The following is a 14,470-nucleotide window of genomic DNA, read 5'->3' on the forward strand; positions in this document are numbered from 1 at the left end:
CCGGTCAGGCGGCAATGACCCGATCGTCGCCGGAAAGGCAGGCTGCCAGTCCCTGCAAGGCGCTGTATTGGTGCGCGGTGCGGCGCTGGATGAACAGCGTCTCGACGCGGGCATATTGCGGATCGAGCTTGTGGATCTTGATGTCGCGCTGGACGTGGTCGCGCTCGACCACCGCGCGCGGCAGCAGCGTCACGCCCATGTCGGCGGCGACACAGCCGACCATGCCGTCGAGCGTGCCGAGCTCGAAGCGCGCGGCCGACGGCCAGCCGAATTCGGTGAACACCTGTTCGAGCCGTTGCCGGTAGGTGCAGCCGGTGCGGAACACCAGCGCGGTCGGTCCCGACTCCGGCGTGCCGGCGCGCAAGGCGGATAGCGATGTCCAGCGCTGTGCGGTGACGAGCACCAGCTCCTCGGTGAAGGCCGATGTCGCCACGAGTTCGGCGTGCTCGATCGGGCCGGCGACAAAGGCGCCGTCGAGCGAGCCGTCGAGCACGGCGGCGACGAGGTCGGCGGTCGGTGCGGTGCGCAAGGTCAGCCGCACGGCCGGATAGCGGCGGTGAAACTCGGCGAGCAGCGTCGGCAGCCGGACCGCAGCGGTGGTCTCCATCGAACCGATCGACAGTGGACCTTTCGGCTCGCCGTCGTCGCGCGCGGCGAGCACCGCTTCGCGCGTCAGCGCCGCCATCCGCTGCGCATAGGGCAGCAGCCGGCGGCCGGCGCCGGTCAGCGACATGCCGCGGCTGTGACGTTCGAACAGCGCGGTGCCGATCTCGGCCTCCAGCGCCTTGATGCGCTGGGTGACGTTGGACTGCACGGTGTTGAGCTCGTCGGCGGCGCGGGTAATGCCGCCGAGCCGGGCGACGGTGGAAAAGGTGAGCAGGTCGGTCAATTCCATCTGAAACCACCGTTCTGAATTAGAGATGGTAGCGTTCTCAAGTATTCATTTTCACAGAATGTTAGGCCCGCTTAGGCTTGAAGTCCAGAACAGGGAGCAAACGCATGCCGATCAGCACCGAATTGACGGCACGTCTGGGCATCGACCACCCGATCCTGGGGGCGCCGATGGCCATGATCATGGGGAGCCGGCTGGTCATGGCGGTGAGCGAGGCGGGCGGCTGCGGCATCTTGGGCGGCGGCTACGGAGACGGGGCCTGGCTCAAGGCTGAAACCGCAAAGCTGAAAGCTTTCGCAAAACCGTTCGGCATCGGCTTCATCACCTGGAGCCTTGCGAAGCAACCCGAACTGATCGACATCGCGCTGGATGCAAAGCCACGCGCAGTGATGCTGTCATTCGGCGATCCCGCACCGTTCGCGCCAAAAATCAAGGCCGCGGGCGCGCTGCTGATCTGCCAGGTACAGAGCGAGGAGATGGCGCGGCAAGCACTCGACTGCGGTGCCGACATCCTGATCGCGCAGGGCACTGAGGCGGGCGGTCACGGCGCCTCGCGCACCACGCTCGACATCGTGCCTGCGATCATCGATTTCGCGGCAGGGCGCGTGCCTGTGGTCGCAGCCGGCGGCATCGCTGACGGCCGTGGCCTGGCTGCGATGATGATGCTCGGCGCCTCCGGCGTGCTGATGGGAACGCGCTTCTACGCCAGCATCGAGGCCGACGCGCCCGAGCAGGCGAAACGGTTGATCCGCGCGGCGAAGAGCGGCGAGACGGTGCGCGGCGTGGTGATGGATTGGTCGCGCAAACTGATGTGGCCGGCGCCGTTCACCGCGCGTTCGCTTGCCAACGATCATCTGCGGCGCTGGAGCGGAAACGAGATCGAGCTGATGCAGCGCGCGGACGAGATCGCGGTGGAGTATGCCGCTGCGAGGGAGGCGGGCAATTTCGATATCGCCGCGGTGTTCGCCGGCGAGTCCGTCGGCCTGATCCATGATATCGTTCCCGCAGCCGAGATCGTCGGCCGCATCGTCGCCGAGGCCGAGCAATCACTGCAGGGCCGGCGCAACTCTCTTTCATCTTTGTCCTGAACAAGCGCGAGACACACCATGTGGCCGGACCGTCGATTGATCGATCGCTTCAAGACCGAATTTCCGATCGTGCTGGCGCCGATGGCCGGCGTGATGGATGCGGAACTGGTGATTGCGGTGGCGCAAGGCGGCGGGCTCGGCTCGCTGCCGTGCGCGATGCTGTCGGCCGAGAAGGCGCGCGAGCAGGTCAACATCATCCGCCAGCGCGTGTCGGCGCCGGTCAATCTCAACTTCTTCTGCCACAAGGCGGTCGATGCCGATCCCGCACGCGAGGCGCAGTGGCGGCAGCGGCTCGCGCCGTATTATCGTGAGCACGGCGTCGATCCCAATGCGCCGATCAACGCCGCGAACCGCGCGCCGTTCGATGCGGCATTTTGCGCGGTGGTCGAGGAGTTGAAGCCCGAGGTCGTGAGCTTCCACTTCGGCCTGCCGGAGCCAAAGCTGCTGCAGCGGGTGAAAGCCGTGGGCGCCATCGTGATGTCGTCGGCGACCACGGTGAAGGAGGCGATCTGGCTCGAAGAGAACGGTGCCGATGTCGTCATCGCGCAGGGGGCCGATGCCGGTGGCCATCGTGCCATGTTTCTGACCGATGATATCGCAGAGCAGCCCGGCACGTTCTCGCTGCTGCCGCAGGTGGTGGATGCGGTGAAGGTACCGGTCGTCGCAGCCGGCGGCATCGCCGATGGGCGCGGGATCGCGGCCGCATTTGCGCTCGGCGCGTCCGCCGTGCAGATCGGCACGGCGTTCCTGCGGTGTCCGGAATCCAAGGTGACAGCGCAGGGCCGTGTCGCGCTGGCGCAGGCGAGCGATGAATCGACCGTCATCACCAATGTAATGACCGGGCGCCCGGCGCGCGGCGTTGCCAACCGCGTGATGCGCGAGGTCGGCCCGATCTCACCGGATGCACCGGCGTTTCCGCATGCGGCAACCGCACTCGGCCCGCTGAAGGCGGCTGCCGAAAAGCAGGGCAAGGTCGATTTCACCAATCTATGGGCCGGGCAGGCGGTGCGGATGGGCAAGGAGATGCCTGCGGCCGAGCTGACCCGGGCGCTGGCGGGCGCCGCGCTGGCGCGGATGGGGGCACTTTCTCAGGCTTGACGTTATTTCAAGCCTCACGCACGGGCTCGCTCTGGTTGATCTCCAGATGCTCGGTCGCGAGCCTGCGGTAGTGCGCGGCCATTTCCCTGTAATGTTGCCGGGAGATCGGATCCGTGGCGCCTTCGGCACGGCGCTCGAACATCTCGGCCTTGTCCTGCAGAATTTTTGCCTGGGACATGGCTATCCCTCGCTCAGACCAGACAGGCCACGTAGAGGATCGCGACACCGATCACGGTGCCGATCGACCACAAAGCAGGGTCCCAGCCGCCCGGCTGAGGGGTGGTTTCGGGCATGGACATGACGGACTCCCATAGTCTTCTCTTTGGGGGCAGTAGGCGCCGCCAATGTTTCCGGACGACTGCGCCGGGGCAGCAAACTGGTTTCGTCGCCCGGTTTTGCCGCAGAATCGTCGGCGGCCGTCGCCCAGTCAGCCGTTCGGCGGGGGTCTTGGGTTCTGGGCTGCGCGCGGCGCGGTTGCGGCGCAAAACCGGCCTCTGCTATACGGCTGGCTGATCTTTCAGCCTTGAGGCCCTATATAATGTCCGTCGACGCCACGACCGTCCGCCGCATCGCGCATCTGGCGCGGATCGCGGTCAGCGACGCCGAAGTTCCCCATCTCCAGGGCGAGCTGAACGCGATGCTGGCCTTTGTCGAGCAGCTCTCGGAAGTGAATATCGACGGCGTCGAGCCGATGACCTCGGTGACGCCGATGGAGATGAAGAAGCGCGTCGACGTGGTCAATGACGGCGAGATCGCCGACATCATCGTCCGCAATGCGCCCGACACCGTGAACGACTTCTTCCTGGTGCCGAAGGTGGTCGAGTAGCTCTCTGTTCTGGGACGATCCCGATGTGTCTGCTTTGCGACGATGAAAAGGCCTACAAGGCCTATATGGACTTCCTCGATGCGGTCGAGCGCAAGGGGAAGGTCGCCGATCCCAACGCGGCGATGGACGCCGTGCTCGACCATCTCGAGGCGCTCGACGCCGAGCGAGCCAAGGAGAATGCCAAGGCCCGGCTCGATGATCCCGCCAACGACAAGACCCTGTCCCCGTTCTTCTGCAGCCCGATCAATAAATGACCGATTTGACATCGCTGACGATCGCCGAGGCCCGTGAGGGCCTGGCGAGCAAGTCTTTCACCGCGAGCGAACTGACCGACGCGCATCTCGCCGCCATCGAAGCCGCGCGCGTGCTCAATGCCTATGTGCTCGAGACGCCCGACCGCGCCCGCGAGATGGCGAAGGCAGCGGACGCGAAGATCGCCAAGGGCGAGGGCGGACCGCTCGCCGGCATCCCGCTCGGCATCAAGGACCTGTTCGCGACCCGCGATATCCGGACCACCGCGTGCTCGAAGATCCTCGGCAATTTCATCCCGCCCTACGAGTCGACGGTGACCTCGCAGCTGTGGCGCGACGGCGCGGTGCTGCTCGGCAAGCTCAACAATGACGAGTTCGCGATGGGCTCGTCGAACGAGACCTCGTGCTTCGGCCCGGTCACCAATCCGTGGCGGCGCGAAGGGTCCAACACCACGCTGGTGCCGGGCGGCTCGTCCGGCGGCTCGGCCTCGGCAGTCGCGGCGCTGCTCTGCATGGGCGCGACCGCGACCGACACCGGCGGCTCAATCCGCCAGCCCGCCGCGTTCACCGCGACCGTCGGCATCAAGCCGACCTATGGCCGTTGCTCGCGCTGGGGCATCGTCGCCTTCGCATCCTCGCTCGACCAGGCCGGCCCGATCGCGCGCACTACGCGCGACGCCGCGATCCTGATGCGCTCGATGGCGGGGCACGATCCCAAGGACACCACGTCGGTCGACATCGCGGTGCCGGACTACGAAGCCGCGGTCGGCAAGTCCGTGAAGGGCATGAAGATCGGCATCCCCAAGGAGTATCGCCTCGACGGCATGCCGGCCGAGATCGAAAAACTCTGGAGCGAGGGCGCGGCGTGGCTGAAGGCCGCCGGCGCCGACCTTGTCGAGGTGTCGCTGCCGCACACCAAATACGCGCTGCCGGCGTACTACATCGTGGCGCCCGCGGAGGCGTCATCGAACCTCGCGCGCTATGACGGCGTGCGCTACGGCCTGCGCGATCCGGGCAAGAACATCATCGAGATGTACGAGAACACCCGCGCCGACGGCTTCGGCGACGAGGTGCGGCGCCGCGTACTGATCGGCACCTATGTGCTCTCGGCCGGCTACTACGATGCCTATTATCTGCGTGCGCAGAAGGTGCGCACGCTGATCAAGAAGGATTTCGAGGACTGCTTCGCCAAGGGCGTGAACGCGATCCTGACGCCGGCGACGCCGTCGGCGGCGTTCGGCATCGGCGAGAAGGGCGGCGCCGATCCGGTCGAGATGTATCTCAACGACATCTTCACGGTGACCGTGAACATGGCGGGCCTGCCGGGCATCGCGGTGCCCGCGGGCAAGGACACGCAGGGCCTGCCGCTCGGCCTGCAGTTGATCGGCCGCCCGTTCGACGAGGAGACGCTGTTCTCGCTCGGCGAAGTGATCGAGCAGGCGGCTGGACGTTTCACGGCGCCAAAATGGTGGTGAACGATGACGGATTTCCGTGCCAGTCTGAATGACGCCGCGCCGGATCCGGCGCTGTCCTCGCAGCTCGCTGCATTGTGGTGGGCCAGGAAGGGCGATTGGGACCAGGCGCACCGCATCGTGATGAACGAGAGCGACGCCAATTCGGCCTGGGTGCATGCCTATCTGCATCGCGTTGAGGGCGATCTCGGCAATGCCGGTTACTGGTATGGCCAGGCCGGTCAACCGGTCGCAAAGGACACGGTCGAGGCTGAGTGGGAGCGGATCGTATCCGCGCTGCTGGCCTGAACTATCGGTGCCAAGTGCCGGTGTCTTGGCACCGCGATCATTAACCCTGTTTCGGCCGCCATGGCGCCGCCCAGATTGGCCGTGATAGGCTACGGAACCGGGCGGGGGCCATCGGCAAAGAGAGTAGTCGTGCGTGGGTCGGGCATAGGGGGATGGCTGTCAGCACTGCTGGTGGCCGTGGTGGGAGCGGGCCTTGCCGGCTGCGCGTCCGTTTACAATCTCCCTGGCAACGTGCCGCTCGGTGCTGCGCTCGCCGACAACAACAGCGCCCGCGACTATCCGACCTACGAAGATGATTTGCTGCTGGCGCTGTCGTTCTCCGGCGGCGGCACGCGCGCGGCGGCGTTTTCGTTCGGCGTGCTTGAAGAGCTCGACCATACGCATTCGAGTGTGGCGGGCACCAAGACGCTGCTCGATCGTGTGGATTTCGTCTCCGGCGTCTCCGGCGGATCGATCACCGCCGCCTATTTCGGATTGAAGCGGCGCGCGGCGCTCGCCGATTTCCGCGAACGCTTCCTGCTGCGCAACGCCGAGGAGGGACTGAAGACCAGGATCTCGCTCGGCAATATCGGGCGCGCGCTGGGCGGCGGCGTCAACGACAGCCAGTTCACCGACTGGCTCGATCAGAACCTGTTCGACGGCGCGCGGTTCGAGGCGTTGCCGGACGACCGCCGGCCGCGGGTGTGGATCAACGCCTCCGACATCTATAACCGCACGCCGTTCGTGTTCGGCAAGACGTCGTTCGACGCGCTGTGCAGCGACATCCGCTCCTATCGCGTCGCCGAAGCGGTGGCAGCGTCTGCCGCGGTGCCGCTGGCGTTTGCCCCGATCGTGCTGCAAACCTATCCCGGCGGCTGCGCCGCGCCGCTGCCGCCCTGGTACGATCGGGTGCGCAACGATCCGAACGCGCAGCCGCTGCTGCGCTCCTACGCCGAGGCCCAGGCGCGCTATCGCGACGGCTCGATGCGCTACGTCAAGCTGCTCGATGGCGGGCTGGTCGACAATTACGGCCTGTCGGGGCTCAGCATCGGTCTGCTCGCCGCGCAACGTCCCTACGAGCCGCTCGACGAGCGGCAGGCGGCCAAGCTGAAGCGCATCCTGTTCCTGGTGGTCGACGCCGGCCGCGGCATCTCCGGCGACTTCGTGCAGACGCTCGAAGGACCAAGCGGCGTCGAGCTGGTGTCGGCGGCCGCCGACACCGCGATCGATGCCAGCGTGCGCTCGAGCTACGCGGCCTTCACCGCGCTCGCCAACGACTGGTCGGGCAAGCTGAAGCGCTGGCGCTGCGGCCTGTCGGCTGCGGATCGCTCGAGGCTCGGCGTCGGCGCCGGCTGGAAGTGCGGCGATGTCGCGATCTATGTCGAGCGGCTCGGCTTCGACCGGCTCGGACCGGAGCGGGCCGGCATCCTGAACGCCATCCCGACGCGGTTGTCGCTGCCGCCGGAGCAGGTCGACCAGCTGATCACGGGCGGCGCCGATGCGCTGCGCTCCAGCAAGGCCTATCAGCAGTTCCGGCGCGGGCTCTGACCTGCGCCTGACGCGCCGCTGCGGGCCACAAGGCGACCGCAAGGCGGCTTGACTGGCGCTGTCGGTTGCGCGAAGCCCAATCCATCCCAGATATCACTTTATCCGGAAACCGAGATCCATGACCGCATCAGCCGCCCCGCACAAACTGATCAAGAGCGCCACCGGCGATTGGGAGGTCGTGATCGGCATGGAGATCCATGCCCAGGTCACCTCGAACTCAAAACTGTTCTCCGGCGCGTCGACCGCGTTCGGCGGCGAGCCGAACTCCCATGTCTCGCTGGTCGATGCCGCGATGCCTGGCATGCTGCCCGTGATCAACGAGGAGTGCGTCCGCCAGGCGGTGCGCACCGGTCTCGGACTGAATGCGAAGATCAATTTGCGCTCGGTGTTCGACCGCAAGAACTATTTCTATCCCGACCTGCCGCAGGGCTACCAGATCAGCCAGTACAAGTCGCCGATCGTGGGTGAGGGCGAGGTGTCGCTCGAGCTCGACGGCGGCCGCAGCGCCACGATCGGGATCGAGCGGCTGCATCTGGAGCAGGACGCCGGCAAGCTACTGCACGATCAGTCGCCGACGATGTCCTATGTCGATCTCAACCGTTCCGGCGTCGCGCTGATGGAGATCGTCTCCAAGCCCGACATCCGTGACGCCGAGCAGGCCAAGGCCTACGTCACCAAGCTGCGCTCGATCCTGCGCTACCTCGGCACCTGCGACGGCGACATGGAGAAGGGCAGCCTGCGCGCCGACGTCAACGTCTCGGTGCGCCGCCACGGCGAGACCGCGCTCGGCACCCGCTGCGAAATCAAGAACATGAACTCGATCAACTTCATCGGCCAGGCGATCGAGTATGAGGCGCGGCGCCAGATCGAGATCATCGAGGACGGCGGCTCGATCGACCAGGAAACCCGGCTGTTCGACCCGAACAAGGGCGAGACGCGCTCGATGCGTTCCAAGGAAGAGGCGCACGACTATCGCTACTTCCCGGACCCCGATCTGTTGCCGCTCGAATTCAGCCAGACCTTCGTCGACGATCTCAAGGCGCAGTTGCCGGAGCTGCCGGATCAGAAGAAGTCCCGTTTTATTACGGGCTTCGGCCTGTCGCCCTATGATGCGAGCGTGCTGGTCGCCGAGCGCGAGAGTGCGGAGTTCTACGAGACGGTGCTTGCAGGCCTTGCCGACAAGGCGCGCGACGGCAAGCTCGCCGCCAACTGGGTGATCAACGAGCTGTTCGGCCGCCTCAACAAGGAAGGCGTCGACATCGCAGCTTCGCCGGTGTCGGCCGAGCAACTCTCCGCGATCATCGGCTTGATCGGCGAGGGAGCGATTTCCGGCAAGATCGCCAAGGACTTGTTCGAGATCGTCTGGCAGGAGGGCGGCGATCCGCGCGCACTCGTCGAGACGCGCGGCATGAAGCAGGTCACCGACCTCGGCGCGATCGAGAAGGTGGTCGACGACATCATCGCGGCCAACCCCGACAAGGTCGAGCAGGCAAAGGCGAAGCCCGCGGCCCTTCAGTGGTTCGTCGGTCAGGTGATGAAGTCGTCGGGCGGCAAGGCGAACCCGAAGGCGGTCAACGAGCTCTTGAAGTCGAAGCTCGGCATCTGAACCAACAGGACAATGATGTTGTCCTTGGCGCATGATCCGACCGGATTATGCTCTCGCGCGATCGCCTCTCGCCCTCGTCGCGCGCGCGTGAACGCGGCGTGATCCCAGCTCACAGCCTCCCTCGACGGTCGCACTGACGCCTTCGACGCCGAATCGGCGAAGCTGCGATTCGTTCGCGAAACCGGCTTGGACGACCTCAAACGAGGCAAAAGCCGTCTTTCCCACGAAAATTTTTTCGTTGCCAAAAATTACGACTCGGCGTCCGCGCCGCGTCGCTTTTCGTCGTCGCTCGCGACTCAGCGCAACGATGTTCTCGCGTCGATCGCTTCGATGCGAATTCAATGAAAGCCTACAATACAAGGCAATTCCTGCAACGTTGACAAATGCCGATGTCGGCCGCCGTTGCACTTCTTGCATCGTCGCGTGAATGACGTGTCGATTTGAACGGCGTCGCGCGCGGTGCGCACTGCCATCGCTGCGTCAACACTTCCTTAAGCGGGACACTGTTTTTTTCGGTCTGTTGGTGTATTCGGGAAGTAGTGCATATCGATTCCCGAGTGCACGCAGCGAACTAGAGAGCCATCTCACATACTGGAGGGCAACATGGCTAAGAAGGCAAAGAAGGCGAAGAAGGTTAAGAAGGCGAAGAGCGCAGTGAAGAAGACTGCGAAGAAGACCCGCAAGGTCGCCAAGAAGAAGTAAGCCTCTCGCCTTGAGAGGATTGCCGGCGGCTTGACGCCGGCACGTCGCGAGAGCCAGCGGACGGACTGCTGAGAGGCACATCCCACCCAAGGCTCTGGCTGACGAAAGAGGGTGTCGGCGAGACATCAGGTCAAACGGCTGGATCGAATTTCGGAGAGGGCAACCTTCCCAAAACCGGTCCGGCAGAAGAAACAGAGATTTCTTCGTTCGGTGCGGAGCCCGCTCGGTTCCGCAATTTCACCGGCGAGAATGCCGACTGAAATCTGGTCCTGACGTGTTCGCCGACCCCCTCGTTCCGGCGGCCTGCGCAGTCCGCGCCCCGGCAACCATTTTCCGCATTCCAGTTCCTGACCGACGTTAGGCTTCACGGCCTCGCGTTGCTTTTGTCTGTCCGCCTGGCTGCATGCCATTCTGCGGATCGCGACTGGTCGTGCCAGCCCTCCGTCAATCTCGAGACTGACTGCCCGCCAGGTCGGTGGGCGCCCATCGCCATTGTCCGCGATGGTTATCGTTGTCCGAAACAGCAGGGTAAACCGGCGTTCACGAATATGCAGAAGTGCCTGCGGCACAGCCACTTCTGCGATTCCTTCAAGCGGCCCCGGCGGCGCCGGTTTACATCCCGTTCATCGCGATACTTAAACCGCTCTTCAAATTTGATGGGCCATGATCATCCCAACAAGCCGGCAAACGGCGAGCGCATGATCCTCCGGGATCAGCGCGGGGCATGATCAAGAGATCAGCCCGGACGAGACAGGGTAGTTCAACAGTGGACGGGGGCCGCGCTCGGGGGAGGGCGGCCAACAACAAAAAGGGGAATGACGACAATGTTTCAGGGGGTCATCGATCAGGAAAGCGCGATCCCGGTTGCTGCAACGGCAATCCAGGACGTGCTGTTCGAGCGTGGCATGTACTGGGCGAGCGGCCGCTCCGGCGTGGTCAACCTCGTCGCGGCGCACAAATGGTTCAACCTGGCGGCGCTCAAGGGACGTACCGACGCGATCGCGCACCGCCGCGAAGTCGCCGAGCAGATGTCCGACGTCGAGATCGCGGCCGCCCAGCGCGAAGCCCGCGCCTGGATGACGACGCACTAAGCTTTCGTTTTGACGCGTTTTCTTCTCGCGAACCGGTAGTCCACTTCGCTCGAAACGCTCTGCTATCGAGCTGGGAGCCTTGGCTCCCTCGCTCCATCTAGAACCAATATCGCGCTGCGTAGATCGCGGTCATGACGGCTCCGGCGGCGATGACGAACTGCCGGACGATGTGACCCGGAAGGATCCGGATCAGGTAGCCTCCGGCGTAACCGCCGATGATGGCGCCGAGCAGCATCGCTGACGCCTCCGGCCACCGCACCGCTCCCTGTACGATGAAGATCAAGGTGGCGGCGAGCGACACGCAGGTCGCGAGCAGGTTCTTCAGCGCCTTGATCGCCCTGATGTCGTTCGGCTCCGTGATCGAGAGCACCGCGGTCAGGATGACGCCGAGCCCGGCGCCGAAGAACCCTCCATAGACGCACGCCAATCCAAGGACAGCACCGCTCGCGCCGGTCGAGGGCAGGGCCGCCGCCTCATGGCGCCCGATGGTCCATCGCTGGATCTGCGGCGCGCAGGCGAACAGCAGCGTGGCGAATGCGATCAACCCCGGCACCGGCAGCACGAACAGCCGCTCGGGAAGCAGCAGCAGGACGCCGGCGCCGACCGCGCCGCCGAGGGTGCAGACGGCGACGAAGCTAATCGTGCGCCGTGTCGGCGGCGGCAGCTTGCCGCGATCGGCGAGCGCCGCGATCAGATGCCCCGGCGAGATCGCCACCGCATTCGAGGCGTTGGCGATGACGGCCGGCAGGCCCGCCGCGAGCATCGCCGGAAACGTGATCAGCGTCGCGCCGCCCGCCAGCGCGTTGATGATGCCGCCCGCGACGCCGGCCGCGACCAGCAAGAGACTTGTCTGAACATCCATGCTTCACCCAGTTCGAGGGTGAGCAGGCTAGCTGGCCGAGCGCCGTCCGGTCTGGAACGTTTGTGACGCCGCTTCAATCGCGCCAGTAGACGCCCGGCGTGGTTCCAAAGGTGCCGCGGAACAGGCGGGTGAGGTGGCTCTGGTCGGAGAAGCCCGCATCGGCCGCAGCTGCGGCGATCGGCTCACCCGCGCGCAGCAACTGCCGGGCAAGGTTGAGCCGCGCCAGCAGGCGGAAGGCATGCGGCGCGACGCCGAGCTCGCGCCGCACCAGGCGGCTGAACCCCTCGCGGCTTCGCCCCAGACCTGCGGCAATATCGCCGATCGGCTCCGCACTCTCAGTCAGGGCGACGCCGAGCTTCGCCCGGTCGGTGTACCCCGCCGGGCTGGACGGCGCCTGCGACAGGATATCGTCGGCGATCTCGCGGATGTGCTCGGCCGAGATCTCATCGACGCTGCGCCAGCGGTTTCCAGCCCGCATGACCCGCAGCGAGGAGCAGGCGCGGCTCGCCGGTAGATAGGCATTGAGGCAAACCGTCTCCGCGTCCGCCGTCGGTATCGGTGCGTGCAGCAATCCCGCCGGGATGAGCGCGGCATGGCCGGCGGGCACGGTGACGGTCGCCCCGTTGATGCGAAAGGCGCGCGATCCCGACAGCACCAGCACGATCTGGGCTTCATCATGGAAGTGCGGCCTGAGACCCAGCGAGCCGGCACCGCGCCACGATGCCAGCTCGACAATGCCGGCGCGGTCGGCTCGCCGGTACGTCCAGGCATTGGTCATGGCGAAGCGAGTGGGCACAGAGGGTTCGAACCGACGGGGGATGGTGATCCGCCAGCATAGCACGGCGGATCACCGGCCGTCAGAGGGAGGCGGTTCGCATCGTCGCCATCGCGATGACGGCGGCGACGAGGTTGGCGGCGGCGCTGATCGCCACCGGAATGAAATAGCTGTGGCTGATGTCGTAGGCGAAGCCGGCGGCGCTCGGACCCAGCAGCGTGCCAAAGGCGACGCTGGTGTAGAGGATGCCGATGATGCCGCCGACACTGCGGCCGCCGAAATGATCAGTGACCACGGCGGGCAGGATCGCGACCCAGCCGCCATAGAACACGCCGAACAGCAGTGCGAACACTGTGAGCGACCAGAAGCTGCCGGCGATCGCCCAGATCGCCAGCGACACCGCCATGCCGAGATACATCGCCACCAGGAACGCGTCGCGGCCGACCCGGTCGGCGATGCCGCCGAGGAAGAAGCGGCCGGCGGTGCTGCCGACGCCGATCATCCCGAGCAGCAGCACGGCAAGCGCCGGTGTCACCTGATGATCGACGGCAAACGGCACCAGATGCACGAAGGGCACGAACACGCCGAACGCGCTGATCAGGCAGGCCGCATAGAGCCCGGCGAAGCGGGCGGACCTTACCGCACGACGGATCGAGACGCCCTGGCGGAGCGGCGCGTTCGAGACTGCCTCAAGCGGATCGCCATCCGGTCCGGTGCCGTAGCGGCGCGGATCGTCCGCGATCAGCAGCGAGGCGCCGATCCCGGCGACGGCGGCGACGATGCCCAGTACGACATAGGTGTCGCGCCACCCGAAGCTCGTGATCAGCCAGGTCGCGAGCGGCGGCATCACCAGCGTGCCGACCCCGATTCCGCTGACGGCGAGGCCCGACGCAAAACCGCGCCGCCGGACGAACCAGCGTTGCACGGCGCCCAGTGTGGGGACATAGGCGCAGCCGACGCCGGCGCCGATCCCGATGCTATAGGCGGCATAGACCTGGAGGATGGTCTGCGCCTGTCCCGCCAGCACCATGCCGAGACCGACCAGCGCCATTCCAAGGCAAGCCAGCCGGCGCGCGCCCCAGCGATCGGCAAGCGGGCCGGAGACGATGCCGAGGCCGAAATACAGGAAGCCCGCGAAAGAGAACACCAGCGACACCGAACCGCGCGAGGCGCCGAACTCCCGCTGCAACGACTCGACAAAGGACGAGAACGTGTAGGCGCTGCCGAAGCCGATAAGTGTCACGACGAAGGCGGCCGCGACGACGGTCCAGCCGTAGAACGGTTTTGCGCGTTGATAACCGGCGTGCATGGTGGCGTTGCTCACGATCGTTCTCCTTGCGTTGCTTGCTCGCCGGCCCTGGCCGGTGGGTAGAGCAGCATTTGCGTGCAGCGAAACAGTGCGACGGTCTTGCCGGTCGCCTCGCTTTTGATCTCCGCGTCCCACACCTGGGTGGTGCGGCCGGCGTGAACGAGGCGCGCCTCGCAGCTCACGCCGCCTTCGCGCGCGGCGCCGATGAAGTTCGTCTTCAACTCTCCGGTGGCGAAGCCGATTGCGCCGTCTGGCAAGGAGGCAAGGCAACCGAACCCGCACGCGGTATCCGCCAGCGCGACGAGGCTCGCGCCGTGCAACAGCCCGTGCGGCGAGAAGTGCTTCGCAGCGATCTCGAAGCGGCCGCTGATGTGGCCGCGTCCGGCGTCGAGCCATTGAAAACCCAGCAGGGCGGGCAGGCTGCCGGTTTGCGACGCATTGATGCGGTCGACGAGTTGGCCGGTAGGGCCGCCCGCGTTGATCTCGCGCAAGGCGAGTTTGTTGGGGACCTCAGTCATGTCTTGTATTGGCTCCATCAGGGAACCGAAAGCTGTCGTCAGAGCCTCGCTTGATGATTAGATAATCTAACTTTACTGGCTCTGATTTCTCTGCGTTGACGCGGCTTCCGGCGTCGAGTTAGGCTAGTACAGCGCGCGGACGCTCGAGTTGGCAAACCAGATTTG

15 protein-coding genes are annotated in these 14,470 nt (G+C 65.6%); 9 read left to right on the forward strand and 6 right to left on the reverse strand.

From position 1 onward, the window contains the following. Positions 1 to 4: 4 nt before the first annotated feature. Complete coding sequence (locus JQ616_RS07090) at positions 5 to 895, reverse strand: LysR family transcriptional regulator (RefSeq protein WP_212013320.1); 891 nt, start codon at positions 893 to 895, stop codon at positions 5 to 7. A 77-nt stretch (positions 896 to 972) separates the two neighbouring features. Here JQ616_RS07090 and JQ616_RS07095 point away from each other — a divergent pair, with 77 nt between their 5' ends. Next, positions 973 to 1,980, forward strand: coding sequence for an NAD(P)H-dependent flavin oxidoreductase (locus JQ616_RS07095; RefSeq protein WP_283812614.1), 1,008 nt, complete (start codon positions 973 to 975; stop codon positions 1,978 to 1,980). 18 nt (positions 1,981 to 1,998) lie between these two features. Then, a complete protein-coding gene (locus JQ616_RS07100; RefSeq protein ID WP_212013324.1) occupies positions 1,999 to 3,078 on the forward strand; it encodes an NAD(P)H-dependent flavin oxidoreductase in 1,080 nt (359 codons plus the stop codon). A 7-nt stretch (positions 3,079 to 3,085) separates the two neighbouring features. Here JQ616_RS07100 and JQ616_RS07105 read toward each other — a convergent pair whose 3' ends face one another. Continuing rightward, positions 3,086 to 3,256 carry a hypothetical protein gene (locus tag JQ616_RS07105; RefSeq protein ID WP_212013326.1) on the reverse strand — a complete coding sequence of 57 codons (171 nt, stop codon included), beginning with the start codon at positions 3,254 to 3,256 and terminating at the stop codon, positions 3,086 to 3,088. 360 nt (positions 3,257 to 3,616) lie between these two features. Between JQ616_RS07105 and gatC the strand changes: the two genes are divergently transcribed. The 7 genes from gatC (at position 3,617) to JQ616_RS07140 (ending at position 10,841) form a co-directional block, all read left to right on the forward strand. Further along, positions 3,617 to 3,904, forward strand: a complete 288-nt coding sequence (gatC, locus tag JQ616_RS07110) for an Asp-tRNA(Asn)/Glu-tRNA(Gln) amidotransferase subunit GatC (RefSeq protein WP_212013328.1) — start codon at positions 3,617 to 3,619, stop codon at positions 3,902 to 3,904. 23 nt (positions 3,905 to 3,927) lie between these two features. Continuing rightward, a complete protein-coding gene (locus tag JQ616_RS07115; RefSeq protein WP_212013330.1) occupies positions 3,928 to 4,158 on the forward strand; it encodes a hypothetical protein in 231 nt (76 codons plus the stop codon). After that, on the forward strand, positions 4,155 to 5,630 hold the full coding sequence (gatA, locus tag JQ616_RS07120; RefSeq protein WP_212013332.1) for an Asp-tRNA(Asn)/Glu-tRNA(Gln) amidotransferase subunit GatA: 1,476 nt from the start codon (positions 4,155 to 4,157) through the stop codon (positions 5,628 to 5,630). Before JQ616_RS07115 ends, gatA begins: the two co-directional genes overlap by 4 nt. A 3-nt stretch (positions 5,631 to 5,633) precedes the next feature. Further along, positions 5,634 to 5,915, forward strand: a complete 282-nt coding sequence (locus JQ616_RS07125) for a hypothetical protein (RefSeq protein ID WP_212013334.1) — start codon at positions 5,634 to 5,636, stop codon at positions 5,913 to 5,915. 165 nt (positions 5,916 to 6,080) lie between these two features. Beyond that, entirely contained in the window at positions 6,081 to 7,442 is a 1,362-nt protein-coding gene (locus JQ616_RS07130; protein WP_212014713.1) for a patatin-like phospholipase family protein, read from the forward strand. Between the two features lie 118 nt (positions 7,443 to 7,560). Further along, complete coding sequence (gene gatB / locus JQ616_RS07135) at positions 7,561 to 9,048, forward strand: Asp-tRNA(Asn)/Glu-tRNA(Gln) amidotransferase subunit GatB (RefSeq protein WP_212013335.1); 1,488 nt, start codon at positions 7,561 to 7,563, stop codon at positions 9,046 to 9,048. Positions 9,049 to 10,574: 1,526 nt separating this feature from the next. Then, positions 10,575 to 10,841, forward strand: a complete 267-nt coding sequence (locus tag JQ616_RS07140; protein ID WP_097673415.1) for a hypothetical protein — start codon at positions 10,575 to 10,577, stop codon at positions 10,839 to 10,841. Between the two features lie 97 nt (positions 10,842 to 10,938). Here JQ616_RS07140 and JQ616_RS07145 read toward each other — a convergent pair whose 3' ends face one another. The 4 genes from JQ616_RS07145 to JQ616_RS07160 form a co-directional block, all read right to left on the reverse strand. Next, a complete protein-coding gene (locus JQ616_RS07145; RefSeq protein WP_212013336.1) occupies positions 10,939 to 11,703 on the reverse strand; it encodes a sulfite exporter TauE/SafE family protein in 765 nt (254 codons plus the stop codon). Positions 11,704 to 11,776: 73 nt separating this feature from the next. After that, positions 11,777 to 12,499: an AraC family transcriptional regulator gene (locus JQ616_RS07150; protein WP_212013337.1), complete on the reverse strand. Its 723-nt coding sequence runs from the start codon at positions 12,497 to 12,499 to the stop codon at positions 11,777 to 11,779. Between the two features lie 61 nt (positions 12,500 to 12,560). Then, complete coding sequence (locus JQ616_RS07155) at positions 12,561 to 13,787, reverse strand: MFS transporter (RefSeq protein ID WP_212014715.1); 1,227 nt, start codon at positions 13,785 to 13,787, stop codon at positions 12,561 to 12,563. 11 nt (positions 13,788 to 13,798) lie between these two features. Beyond that, complete coding sequence (locus JQ616_RS07160) at positions 13,799 to 14,305, reverse strand: PaaI family thioesterase (RefSeq protein ID WP_212013338.1); 507 nt, start codon at positions 14,303 to 14,305, stop codon at positions 13,799 to 13,801. Positions 14,306 to 14,470 lie beyond the last annotated feature (165 nt).

This window comes from Bradyrhizobium tropiciagri (assembly GCF_018130545.1).
In the GTDB taxonomy this organism is placed as follows: Bacteria; Pseudomonadota; Alphaproteobacteria; order Rhizobiales; family Xanthobacteraceae; genus Bradyrhizobium; species Bradyrhizobium tropiciagri_A.